Genomic DNA, 12,038 nt, shown 5'->3' with positions numbered 1-12,038 from the left:
TAACGAATTCGTTAATCCGGAATGACGGCGGTTGCCTGAATTTCGATCTTGGCGCGATCTTCCACCAGCGCCACCACCTGCATGGCGGCCATCGCTGGGAAATGCCGGCCGATCACCTCGCGATAGGCCTCGCCTATACCCTTGAGATTGCCGAGATATTCGGCCTTGTCGGTGAAATACCAGGTCATCGCGGTGATGTGCCGTGGCTCCGCGCCGGCTTCCGCCAGCACGGCGACGATGTTTTGCAGCGTCTGCCGCACCTGGCCGGCGAAATCGTCGGTCTCGAACTGGCACTGCCCGTTCCAGCCGACCTGTCCGCCGACGAAGACGAGCCTGCCGCGCGCGGCAATGCCGTTGGCGTAGCCGACCGGTTTCGCCCAGCCCTCCGGCTGCAGGATCTCGTGCATTTTCAAGCCTCCCCGGTATTCTTAAAACCAAATCTCAAAATCAAATACGTCGCTGTCAGGCCGCGCCCATCACCTGCCGTGCGATCACCACCTTCTGCACATCGGATGCGCCCTCGTAGATGCGTAGCGCGCGGATCTCGCGATAGAGGCTCTCGACGATATGGCCCTTGCGGACGCCGTCCCCCCCATGCAGCTGCACAGCCTTGTCGATCACCTCTTGCGCCTTGTCGGTGGCGAACAGCTTGGCCATCGCCGCCTCGCGGGTGACACGAGCCGCGCCCATGTCCTTGGTCCAGGCAGCGCGGTAGACCAGCAGCGCTGCGGCATCGATGTCCAGCGCCATGTCGGCGATATGGCCTTGCACCATCTGCAGCTCTGCCATCGGAGCGCCGAAAAGTTTGCGCTCGGCCACCCTGCTGATGCTTTCGTCCAGCGCCCGGCGGGCAAAGCCGAGTGCCGCCGCGCCGACCGTGGAGCGGAACACGTCAAGCACCGACATGGCGATGCGGAAGCCGTCTCCCGGTTTGCCGATCAGCGCCGAAGCCGGCACCCGGACCTGATCGAAGGAAAGCCGCGCCAGCGGATGCGGCGCGATCACTTCAAGGCGCTCGGCAATGCCAAGCCCCTTGGTATCAGCGGGTACGAGAAAGGCGGAAAGTCCCTTGGCACCCGGTGCCTCGGCGGTGCGGGCAAAGACGACGTAGAGATCGGCAATGCCGCCATTGGAAATCCAGGTCTTCTCGCCGCTGAGGATATAGAAGTCGCCATCGCGGCTCGCCGTCATTTCGGTGTTGGCGACATCCGACCCGGAGCGTGGCTCCGAAAGCGCGAAGGCGGAAATCGTCTTGCCGGCCCTGGTCTTTGCCAGCCATTGCTGCTGGTCGGGTGTGCCGAACAGGCTGAGCGCGCCGGTGCCGAGCCCCTGCATGGCGAAGGCGAAGTCGGCCAACCCGTCATGGCGCGCCAGCGTCTCGCGCGTGATGCACAAGGTGCGGACATCGAGCGGTCCCGGATTGTCGGTATCGAGCGCCGTCGGCTTCAGCCAGCCGTCGCGGCCAAGTTTCGCCACCAGCTCGCGGCAGGCGGCATCGACGTCGTGGTGATCGACGGGCAGGTTCCTGGCGCACCAGGCATCAAGGCGTTCGGCGAGTTCGCGATGCCGGTCTTCGAAAAACGGCCAGTTGAGGAAACTCTTGTCAGCCATCAATTGCCCTCGAACACCGGTTTCTCCTTGGCGAGGAAGGCCTTGTAGGCGCGCTCGAAGTCACGCGTCTGCATGCAGATCGCCTGCGCCTGCGCTTCCGCTTCGATCGCCTGGTCGAGGCCCATCGACCATTCCTGGTTGAGCTGCGTCTTGGTGATGCCGTGCGCGAAGGTCGGACCCGAGACGATGCGCGCCGCCATCTCGAGCGCGTCGGCCTCGAGCACTGCGGCATCGACCAGCCTGTTGTAGAAGCCCCAGCGCTCGCCTTCCGCTGCCGTCATCGTGCGGCCGGTGTAGAGCAATTCGGCGGCACGGCCCTGGCCGATGATGCGCGGCAGGATCGCGCAGGCGCCCATGTCGCAGCCGGCAAGGCCGACGCGGGTGAACAGGAAAGCGGTCTTGGCCTCCGGCGTGGCGATGCGGATGTCGGCGCTCATGGCGATGATGGCGCCGGCGCCGACCGCGACACCGTCGACCGCCGCGATGATCGGCTTGCCGCAGTTGAGCATCGCCTTGACGAAATCGCCGGTCATGCGGGTGAAGGCGAGCAATTCCTTCATGTCCATCTTGACCAATGGGCCGATAATGTCGTGGACATCGCCGCCCGAGCAGAAATTGCCGCCATTGGGCAGGAACACCACGGCGTCGACGTCGTCGGCATAGACGAGATCGCGGAACGTGTCGCGCAGTTCCGCATAGCTGTCGAAGGTCAGCGGATTCTTGCGCTCCGGCCGGTCGAGCCGCACCTTGGCGATCCTGCCTTCGACTTCCCAAAGGAAGTGCTTCGGCTTGAGGCCGGCCATCGAACTCATTCGCGTCCCTCCCAGTTGCTGCGGAACGAGGTCAGCATGCCGGTCAGCCGGCGCGCATCCTCCTCGCTGACCTTGGCCAGCAATTCTCCGATCCAACCCTCATGCGCCGCGGCCATTGCGGCAAAAGATTTGGAACCCTCGTCGGTCAGTCGCACCATGGATGTGCGGCGATCGCCATTGCGGCGCGCGCGCGCGACCACCCCTTCCGAAACAAGCCGGTCGACGATGCCGGTGACATTGCCGTTGGATACCAGCAGGAAGCGCGACAGATCGCTCATCAGCATGCCTTCCGGCGCGCGGTAGAGGGCGGCCATGACGTCGAAACGCGGCAGCGTCGTATCGAATTCCTTCTTCAGGCGCTCGCGCAGCTCCGCTTCGATCGTGCGCGAGGCGCGCAGCAGCCTGATCCAGAGACGCAGCCGGTCCTTGCCGGGTCCCGACGGCGCGGGCAATGGGCCGGCTACCATGTTTCGCCTCCTGAGATCGAAATTGCTTGTCCGGTAATCGACGCAGCCGCATCGCCGCACAGCCAGAGCACCGCTGAGGCAACTTCCTGCGGCTGGATGAAACGGCCTTGCGGGTTGGTCGAGGCAAGGCTCGCCCGCGCCTGCTCGACTGAGCGGCCGGTCTTTTCGACGACGCGCTGAATGGACTCCTCCAGCATGCCGGTCTCTACGAAGCCCGGGCAAACGGCGTTGACGGTCACGCCGGATTTCGCCGTCTCGGCCGCCAGTGCCCGCATCAGCCCGACCACCCCATGCTTGGCCGCCACGTAGGGCGCGACATAGGCGTAGCCTTTCAGCCCTGCGGTCGAGGCGACGAAGACGATCCGGCCCGCCTTGCGCGCGGCCATGCCGGCCAGCGCCGGCTTCACCGTCAGGAAGGCGCCGGTCAGATTGACGTCGAGCGTCCGCTGCCAGTCGGCAAGCGAGGTCCTGTGCGCCGGCGTGCTGCCGGCCATGCCGGCATTGGCGACGACGATGTCGAACGGGCCGCGCACGGCTTCCGCTTGCGCGTAGAGCGAAATCATCGCCGCCTCGTCGGTGACATCGGCTGACATGGCGTGGATGCGGTCGTTCTCGCCGGCCAACTTGGCAAGCTCGGCGTCGCGCCTCCCGCATATGGTCACCTCTATGCCGGCCTCGGCCAGCACGAGCGCGATGGCCCGGCCGACGCCGGAGCCGCCGCCGGTGACCAAAGCATGCTTGCCGGGGATCGCCGAGGCCGTCGTCATACTTTCAGCCCCGCCGCCGCATCGCGCTCGGCCAGCCGGTAGATCTGGTCGCGTCCGGGCAGATAGGGATCCGGCCATTTGACACCACGATCACCGAGCGTCACGGCGGCATGCAGCGTCCAGTAGGGATCGGCGAGATGCGGCCGTGCCAGGGCCACCAGGTCGGCGCGGCCGGCCATCAGGATCGAATTGACATGATCCGGCTCGTAGATGTTGCCGACCGCCATCGTCGCCATGCCGACCTCGTTGCGGATGCGGTCCGAGAACGGCGTCTGGAACATTCGGCCATAGACAGGCTTGGCGGCAATCGAGGTCTGACCTGCCGAGACGTCGCATATGTCGACGCCGGCTTCATGCAGCATTCGCGCGATCTCCACCGCATCGGCCGGCGTCACACCCTCCATGCCGACCCAATCATTGGCCGAAATGCGCACCGAAATCGGCTTTCGCGCCGGCCAGGCGGCGCGCACCGCATGGAAGATTTCCAGGGGATAGCGCATGCGATTTTCCAGCGAACCGCCATACTCATCCGTACGCTGGTTGGTGACCGGCGTGATGAAGGACGACAGCAAATAGCCATGCGCGGCGTGGATCTCCAGCATGTCGAAGCCGCAACGATCGGCCATTTCGGTGGAGGCCACGAATTGGTCGCGCACCAAATCCATATCGGCGCGGTCCATGGCTTTCGGCACCTGGTTTTGCGGCGACCATGCAATCGCCGAGGCTGCCATGACCGGCCAATTGCCCGAGGAGAGCGGCACGTCGGTGCCCTCCCAGCCGACACGGGTCGAGCCCTTGGCCCCGGAGTGCCCGATCTGGGCGCAGATTTTAGCCTCGGTCTCGGTGTGGACGAAATCGACCAGCCGCTTCCACGCCACCTCATGTTCGGACGCATAGAAGCCGGGACAACCGGGCGTGATGCGTCCTTCCGGGCTGACGCAGGTCATCTCGATATAGACAAGCCCGGCGCCGCCCTTGGCACGCTCGGCATAGTGGGCGAAATGCCAGTCGGTCGGGCAGCCATCGACTGCCTTGTATTGCGCCATCGGCGAAACAACGATGCGGTTGTTGAGCTGCATGTCGCGCAGCTTGAACGGCGCGAACATCGGCGCCCGGCGCTGCCTGTTGCCGCCTGCCCCCGCCTGGCGCTGGAACCATTCCTCGGCGCTTTCAAGCCATTTGGCATCGCGCAGCCGCAAATTCTCGTGGCTGATGCGCTGCGAGCGGGTCAGCAGCGAATAATTGAACTGCACCGGATCAAGGCCGAGATAGCGCTCGACCTCCTCGAACCACTCCAGCGAATTGCGCGCCGCCGACTGCAGCTTCAGCACCTCGGTGCGGCGCGCATCCTCATACTTGCGGAAGGCGGCGTCGAGGTCCGGTTCGGTTTTGACATATTCGGCCAGCGCCACCGCGCTTTCCAATGCGAGCTTGGTGCCGGAGCCGATCGAGAAATGTGCCGAGGCCGCCGCGTCGCCCATCAGAGCCAGGTTCTTGTAGGACCAGCGTTCGCACAGCACGCGCGGGAAATTGATCCAGGCCGAACCTCTGATGTGATTGGCATTGGTCATCAGCGCGTGGCCGCCGAGATGTTTCTCAAAGATGCGCTCGCAGACGGCGATGGATTCCTGCTGCGACATGGCGCCGAAGCCGAAGGCAGCCCAGGTCTGTTCGCTGCACTCGACAATGAAGGTCGCTGTCTCGCTGTCGAATTGATAGGCGTGCGCCCACACCCAGCCATGCTCGGTCTTCTCGAAGATGAAGGTGAAGGCGTCGTCGAATTTCTGGTTGGTGCCGAGCCAGACGAATTTGCATTTGCGGGTGTCGATGTCGGGCTTGAAGACTTCGACGAAGGTGTTGCGCGCCCTTGAGTTCAGCCCATCGGCGGCGACGACCAGATCATGCGTCTCCATATAGGGCTGAGGGTCGGCGATATCGCTCTCGAACATCAGCCTCACGCCAAGTTCGCGCGCGCGTCGCTGCAGCAGGATCAGAAGCCGCTTGCGGCCGATGCCACAGAAACCGTGGCCCGACGAGACCGTGCGCACGCCGTCATGGATGACGGCGATGTCGTCCCAATAGGCGAAATGCTTCTTGATCCAGACAGCGCTGACCGGGTCGTTTTTGGCAAGGTTGTCGAGTGTTTCGGCCGACAGCACGACGCCCCAGCCGAAGGTATCGTCGGCGCGGTTGCGCTCGAACACCGTGACCTTGTGGGCGGCGTCCCGCAGCTTCATTGAAATGGCAAAGTAGAGGCCGGCTGGTCCGCCACCGAGAACCGCAACCTTCATCCGTGCGATCTCCTCTTCGCTTGCTGCATCTCAAGTATCGCGCCGGAGATGAAATATTTCAAGCTTAAAGTTTCATGTTGGAACGATTGCTGAACACGGGTGGCGCGCCTGCGGGTTGGCCCCGAAAGCGCGCTCTGGAAATCACTTCTCCGGGTTCTTCGGGCTCCACAGCACAGTCTCGGCACCTTTCTCATAGGCCATCCCGTCGGGATAGCTGATCGCCTCCAGCTGCAGCCCCCATGGCGCCTGGAAATAGAGAATGGTCTGGCCGGCCGCCGGACCTTCCTTGACCGGCAGCGGCCCCATCCGCGTCTTCACGCCCTTGCCGTCGAGATAGGCTTTGGCCGCGGCGACATCATCGACGTACAATGCAATGTGGAAGCCGCCGATATCGCTGTTCTTCGGCGTCAAATCCTTCTGGTCGGGCGCGGTGTATTTGAACAGCTCTATATTCGAGCCATAGCCGCAACGCACCATGGTGACCTGCTCGATGACAGCCTTCGGATCGACGCCCAGAAGATCCTGCATGAAGGTGCCCTTGTCATCCGCGAACGGACCGAACGACATCGCCTTCTTGCAGCCGACGACTTCGGTGAAGAAGTCGACTGCCTGCTTCATGTCGGGCACCGTGATGCCGGTGTGGTCGTGGCCGCGCATCCCCGGGATCGCATCGGCCGAAGCCGTTCCCATCGAGCAGAACAGGATCGCGGCAAGCATCGTGCCGCGGGCTGCGTAATTCATATTACCCTCCGTTCGCGGGCTGATTTTGCCCTCATGCACGTCCGAAGCCCGCTGTTCGGCGTGGTGGGTGAACAGTCCTATGCCGGCGCTTTCGTTGCTGGCCGCAACCAGTCCGCGTCGATCTCAGGCAGTGGGATGGCGGCAAGCAGGTCGCGCGTGTAGGTCTTCCTGGGATTGTCGAACAGCGCATCGGTGGCGCTCGCCTCGACGATCCTGCCCTCGCGCATGACGATCACTTGTTGGCACAGCCGCCGGATGACCGACAGGTCGTGGCTGATGAAGGCGACCGTCAGCCCCATCTCCGCGGCCAGTCTCTCCAAAAGGGTGAGGATCTGCGCCTGCGTCGATACGTCGAGGCCGGAGACGATCTCGTCGGCCAGCACGAATTTCGGCGAAAGCGCCAACGCGCGCGCAATTCCGACGCGCTGGCGCTGCCCGCCCGACAGTTCATGACGATAGCGACTAGCGAAGCTTTGCGGCAGGCCGACGCGATGCAATGCCTCGGCGACGCGTTCCTTGAGCCTGTCGCCAAGCCCATTCTGCTTGAGCGGCGCGGCAATGATGCCGGCGATGGTGCGACGCGGGTTGAGCGACGACATCGGGTCCTGGAAGATCATCTGCAGGTGGCGGCGCAGAGGTCGCAGCTCGGCATCCGGCAGATGGGCGATATCGCGGCCCTCGAAATGGATGCTGCCGACGCTCGGCTCCAGAAGTCTGACAAGCGTGCGGCCGAGCGTCGATTTTCCGGACCCGGATTCACCGACGATGCCGGTCACCAAGCCCCTCGGCAAATCGAAATCCAGGCCTCTCAAAATCTCGGCCAGCGGCGCGCGCCCGATCAGCGGCTTGCGGGTCATGTCGGCTAGCGCCACCTTCAGCCCGCGCACGGAAAACAGCGGCTCAACCATGCGGCCCTCTCCACGCCTGGTCGGAGGCGGCGATCTCCGCAGCGAGTCCTGCCAGCACCGTCTCATCCACCGGCTTCAGCGAGGCAAAGGGATCCGTGTAGCGCGGCGTAGCGGCCATCAATGCCCGCGTATAGGGATGCTCAGGCGCGGCGAAGAGAGCGGCTGTGTCAGTCTCTTCCACCACCTTGCCGGCGTAGAGCACAGACACTTGCTGGCTGATCTTTGCAACGACGCCGAGATCGTGGGTGACGAACAGGATCGCGGTGCCATGCTCGCGCTGCAGCTCGGCGATCAGTCGCAGGATCTGCTTTTGCACGGTAACGTCGAGCGCGGTTGTCGGCTCGTCGGCAACGATCAGCCGTGGCTCGGCGGCGAAGGCGGCGGCGATCAGCACACGCTGGCGCATGCCGCCGGAGAGTTCATGCGGATAGCATTTCAGCACCCGGTCGGGATCGCGGATCTGCACCTCATCCAACAATTGCCGGATACGCTTGTACGCCTTGTCACCGTTCCAGCCGAGAATGCGCACCAGCCGGTCAGTCATCTGCGGACCGATGCGGCGCGACGGGTTGAGCGCAGTCAACGGATCTTGCGGGATCAGCGCCGTGCGAGCGCCGATCAGCGTGCGCCTTGCCTTGGGCTGCAGCCTGCCGAGGTCTTGGCCTTCGAGCTGCATGGCGCCTTCGACGATGCGCACGCTTGACGGCAGCACACCCAGCACCGCCTTGCCGATCATCGTCTTGCCGGCGCCGCTCTCGCCAACAAGAGCACGCACCTCACCCGGCTGCACGGAGAGCGACACCGAGCGCAGCACGCGCTGGCCATTCGGCAGCACGGCGCTCAGATTGGCAATATCCAGGCAAGCGCTCATCGCAGCACCGGATCGAAGCGTGTCTTCAGCGCCTCACCGAACTGGCTGAACGACAGCACGGTGAGGATCAGCGTGACAAGCGGAAACACCAGCACCCACCAGGCCTGATGGATCGACAGCCGGCCCTCGGCGATGATGCCGCCCCAGGTCGGATCGTCGGTCGAGATCGACAGATTGACGAAGGACAGGATGGCCTCGACGATGACGGCGATGCCCATCTCCAGCGACAGCAGTGCCACGATGGACGGCACCACATTGGGCAGCACCTCGCGCAGCATGATGCCGATGCGGCCATAGCCGGCGATGCGGGCGTTCTCGACATAGTCCATGCGCGACTGGCCCATCGCTTCGGCGCGGATCACCCGGCAAAAGCGCGTCCAGTCGATTATGACGATGGCGAGGATGACGGAACTGAGGCCGGTGCCGAGCACCGCGACCAGCAGGATGGCGAACAGCACCGGCGGGAATGCCATCCAGACGTCGACGATGCGTGAAATGATGCGGTCGGCCCAGCCGCCGAAATAGCCGGCGACCAGTCCGAGCGTCGAGCCGACAAGGCAGGCGGCGATCGCCGCCGCGAAAGCGACGATGAAGGCGATACGGCCGCCGAAGATCAGCCGGGAGAGGAGATCGCGGCCGAGGCTGTCGGTGCCCAGCCAATAGCCGGATTCCGCACCACTCATCCAGAATGGCGGCAGCCGTTCCAGCATCAGGTCTTGCGCCAGCGGGTCCTGCGGTGCGACCAGCGGCGCGAAGATCGCGGCCAGCAGCGCCAGCAGCAGCCAGCCGCCGGCCAGCCACAGCCTCGGGCCGAGTCCGCGCCGGGCGATGCGTGCCTCATCCATGGCGCAGCCTCGGATTGAGCAGCGCGTACATCATGTCGACGCCAAGATTGATCAGCACGAACAGCAGCGCGAACACCAGCACGATGCCTTGGATCAGCGGCAGGTCGCGGTTGATGACGGCATCGATCGCCATGTTGCCGAGCCCTTCGTAGGAAAACAGCCGCTCGACGATGACCGTGCCGCCGACAAGGAAGGTGAACTGGACGCCGACGAGAGTCAGTGTCGGCAAGGCAGCGTTCTTCAGCGCCTCGCGCAGGATAACCTGCGTTTCCGAAAACCCCTTCACCCGGGCCAGCACGACATAGTCGAGGTCAAGCACTTCCTTCAGCGACTGTTTCAGCAACTGCGCGATGATTGCCGCCAGCGGCAATGCCAAGGCTACTGCCGGCATCAGCATGTGTTTCAGCAGATCCCAGGTCAGGTCGAAGCGCAGCCGAAGCAAGCTCTCGAAGAAATAGAACTGGGTGACGAAGGGCAGATCGAGCTGCGGCGACACGCGGCCGGAGATATCGAAGATCGGCACCAGCACGCCAAACAAAAGGATCAGCACGAGGCCCCACAGGAAATCGGGAATGGAAAGGGCGGCGCCGCTGGCGATATCGATGCCGGCTTCGACCGCCGTGCCGCGCTCGCGGGCTCCGAGGATCGCCGTCGTGCCGCCGAGCACAACCGCCATGACGAGCGCGATGATGGCAAGTTCCAGCGTTGCCGGCAAACGATTGAAGACAAGGCTGAGCACATCTTGCCTGAGCGAAATCGAGGTGCCGAAATCGCCCCTGACGACGCCGGACAGCCAGATGAAGAATTGCTGCACGATGGTCTTGTCGAGCCCGTAGAGTGCACGCAGCCGGTCGATGTCGGCATCTGTCGCACCGGGGGGCAGCATCATGGCGATCGGGTCACCAGGCGCGACGCGGATCACGACGAAGACGACGACAGCCACGCCGAACAGCGTGATCAGCATCGTAAGCAGACGGATCAGGAATCGTTGCAGGAGCATTCTGGTGTTGGCCCAGTGCGTTTCTAACGAAGAGCCCCCTCATTCGTCCGCTTCGCGGCCACCTTCTCCCCGAGGGGAGAAGAGGTCACGGACAGCTGAGCTGGTCTCTTCTTCCCAGCGGGGAGAAGGTGGCCCGAAGGGCCGGATGAGGGGGCCGCTCAGCGAAGGGTGGCGCCCACAAGCCGATATCAGGCCGGGGTCATCAGCGCCGGCAGCAGCGCGCCGGACACATGCTGCACCACGTTGACGCCCTTGGCATGCACGACCGGTTGCGCATACTGAATCAGCGGCAGCACATAGGCCTGCTCGGCGATATACTTGTCGACAGCCTTCCAGCCGGCGATGCGCTTGGCCTCGTCCTTCTCGCCCCAGAGCGGATTGATCATGTCGATCAGGTCCTGGCTGTCCCACACCGAATGCGGGCTCGGCCCATACATGGCAAAACCAGTCGACGTTGTCGGATCGCCGATGGCATTGCCCCAATTGTAGAAGGCGGCCGGCGCCAGCTTGTCGGCGGCGCGCAGTTCATAGTGCTTGGCGATCTCGTAGACCTCGATCGTCGCCTCGATGCCGACCTTGCGCCACATGCCGACGATTGCCTGGATCATCTCATAATCCTTGGGCTTGAAGCCCTTGGTCGTCTGGATGGTGAACTTGACCGGTTTTTCCGGCGAATAGCCGGAAGCCGCGAGCAGCTCCTTGGCCTTTTCAGGATTGTGCTCGACCTTGATCGAGGCATCGAAGGCCGTGTACTCCGGGGTCTCCAGCGTAGCGATCGGCTGGCCATAGCCGCGCAGCAGCCGTTTGACCAGAAGCTCCTTGTCCACAGCCATGACAGCGGCCTGGCGGACGTTCTTGTCCAGCATCGCTTCAATGTCATTGAAGAAGATCATGCCGATGTCGGAAACAGGCTTGCACGAGCCGGCAAGCCCGTCCTTGGCGATCAGCCGGTCATACTCTTCATAGGGGACCTCCAGCGTCACCTGCGAGGAACCGGATTCGATCTCGGCAACGCGGCTCGCCGCGTCGGTGACGAACTTGATCGTCACATTCTCGAAGGCCGGCTTGTCGCCCCAATAGTGCGGGTTGGCCTTCAGTCGGAGGAAAGCATTTCGCTCGAATTTTTCCACCATGTACGGGCCGGTGCCGATCGGCGCCTTCTCGAAACCTTCCGCGCCAACCTTCTCGTAATAGGCCTTCGGCAGGATGTAGCCGGTCAGGAACGACATCCATTTGAAGTAGACCGGATCGAACTGCACGACGTCGCCGGTGATCTTGTTGCCGTCGATCTTGAAATTGTTGACGTTCTTCCAGACGAACTGGATCGGATTGCCGGTCTTTTCGTCGCCCGCCCGCTGCAGCGACCAGACCACGTCCTCGGGCGTGAAGGGCGAGCCGTCATGCCAGGTCACGCCTTCGCGCACCGTCATCGTCACCTTGGTGCGATCCTCGTTCCAGCCCCATTCGGTGAGCAGGCCAGGCGCAAAGGACAGGTCCGGCTTTTGCGGAATGAACTGGTCGAACACTGACTGGTAGAGGCCCTGGATCGTCGGGTTGACGGCCGAGGGTCCGGTGGTCGGATCCCAGGACGGCAGGTTGACGTTATAGGCGATGGTCAGCTCGCCCGCTGCCGCCTTGGCGATCTCAGGCAGGCCGATCGCCGCCACCCCAAGTGCCGCGGCACTGTATCCCAGCAATTCTCGTCTGTTGATTGTCATGGTCGTT

General features: G+C 63.5%; 12 protein-coding genes and 1 pseudogene. All 13 read right to left on the bottom strand.

Features of this window, described 5'->3' with window-relative positions:
* Positions 1-11: 11 nt before the first annotated feature.
* The gene (locus tag ACYG9Z_RS19670; RefSeq protein WP_023667806.1) at positions 12-407 is read right to left on the bottom strand and encodes a RidA family protein; all 396 of its coding nucleotides are present in this window, start codon (positions 405-407) and stop codon (positions 12-14) included.
* Positions 408-462: 55 nt separating this feature from the next.
* On the bottom strand, positions 463-1,611 hold the full coding sequence (locus ACYG9Z_RS19665) for an acyl-CoA dehydrogenase family protein (protein ID WP_023667805.1): 1,149 nt from the start codon (positions 1,609-1,611) through the stop codon (positions 463-465).
* The gene (locus tag ACYG9Z_RS19660) at positions 1,611-2,423 is read right to left on the bottom strand and encodes an enoyl-CoA hydratase family protein (RefSeq protein WP_023667804.1); all 813 of its coding nucleotides are present in this window, start codon (positions 2,421-2,423) and stop codon (positions 1,611-1,613) included. The genes ACYG9Z_RS19665 and ACYG9Z_RS19660 overlap by 1 nt, the downstream gene beginning before the upstream one ends.
* On the bottom strand, positions 2,420-2,890 hold the full coding sequence (locus ACYG9Z_RS19655; RefSeq protein WP_023667803.1) for a MarR family winged helix-turn-helix transcriptional regulator: 471 nt from the start codon (positions 2,888-2,890) through the stop codon (positions 2,420-2,422). The genes ACYG9Z_RS19660 and ACYG9Z_RS19655 overlap by 4 nt, the downstream gene beginning before the upstream one ends.
* Positions 2,884-3,657 (bottom strand): SDR family NAD(P)-dependent oxidoreductase, encoded by a 774-nt coding sequence (locus tag ACYG9Z_RS19650; protein ID WP_023751784.1) that lies wholly within the window; start codon positions 3,655-3,657, stop codon positions 2,884-2,886. Before ACYG9Z_RS19650 ends, ACYG9Z_RS19655 begins: the two co-directional genes overlap by 7 nt.
* Positions 3,654-5,948: a bifunctional salicylyl-CoA 5-hydroxylase/oxidoreductase gene (locus ACYG9Z_RS19645; RefSeq protein WP_023751783.1), complete on the bottom strand. Its 2,295-nt coding sequence runs from the start codon at positions 5,946-5,948 to the stop codon at positions 3,654-3,656. Before ACYG9Z_RS19645 ends, ACYG9Z_RS19650 begins: the two co-directional genes overlap by 4 nt.
* A gap of 141 nt (positions 5,949-6,089) precedes the next feature.
* Positions 6,090-6,689: a VOC family protein gene (locus ACYG9Z_RS19640; protein WP_023751782.1), complete on the bottom strand. Its 600-nt coding sequence runs from the start codon at positions 6,687-6,689 to the stop codon at positions 6,090-6,092.
* A gap of 77 nt (positions 6,690-6,766) precedes the next feature.
* Positions 6,767-7,597 (bottom strand): ATP-binding cassette domain-containing protein, encoded by an 831-nt coding sequence (locus tag ACYG9Z_RS19635; protein WP_023751781.1) that lies wholly within the window; start codon positions 7,595-7,597, stop codon positions 6,767-6,769.
* Positions 7,590-8,468: an ABC transporter ATP-binding protein gene (locus ACYG9Z_RS19630; RefSeq protein WP_023751780.1), complete on the bottom strand. Its 879-nt coding sequence runs from the start codon at positions 8,466-8,468 to the stop codon at positions 7,590-7,592. The genes ACYG9Z_RS19635 and ACYG9Z_RS19630 overlap by 8 nt, the downstream gene beginning before the upstream one ends.
* Positions 8,465-9,313, bottom strand: coding sequence for an ABC transporter permease (locus tag ACYG9Z_RS19625; protein ID WP_023714925.1), 849 nt, complete (start codon positions 9,311-9,313; stop codon positions 8,465-8,467). Before ACYG9Z_RS19625 ends, ACYG9Z_RS19630 begins: the two co-directional genes overlap by 4 nt.
* Positions 9,306-10,313, bottom strand: a complete 1,008-nt coding sequence (locus ACYG9Z_RS19620) for an ABC transporter permease (protein WP_023682739.1) — start codon at positions 10,311-10,313, stop codon at positions 9,306-9,308. The genes ACYG9Z_RS19625 and ACYG9Z_RS19620 overlap by 8 nt, the downstream gene beginning before the upstream one ends.
* A 42-nt stretch (positions 10,314-10,355) precedes the next feature.
* Positions 10,356-10,468 (bottom strand): annotated as a pseudogene (locus ACYG9Z_RS19615) (endonuclease domain-containing protein); the annotation flags it as partial.
* 33 nt (positions 10,469-10,501) lie between these two features.
* Positions 10,502-12,031 carry an ABC transporter substrate-binding protein gene (locus tag ACYG9Z_RS19610; protein ID WP_023682740.1) on the bottom strand — a complete coding sequence of 510 codons (1,530 nt, stop codon included), beginning with the start codon at positions 12,029-12,031 and terminating at the stop codon, positions 10,502-10,504.
* Between the last annotated feature and the right edge of the window lie 7 nt (positions 12,032-12,038).

This window comes from Mesorhizobium sp. RSR380A, assembly GCF_054719385.1.
Note: the sequence above shows the minus strand (reverse complement) of the source record. Positions and strands in the feature narration are given on the sequence as shown.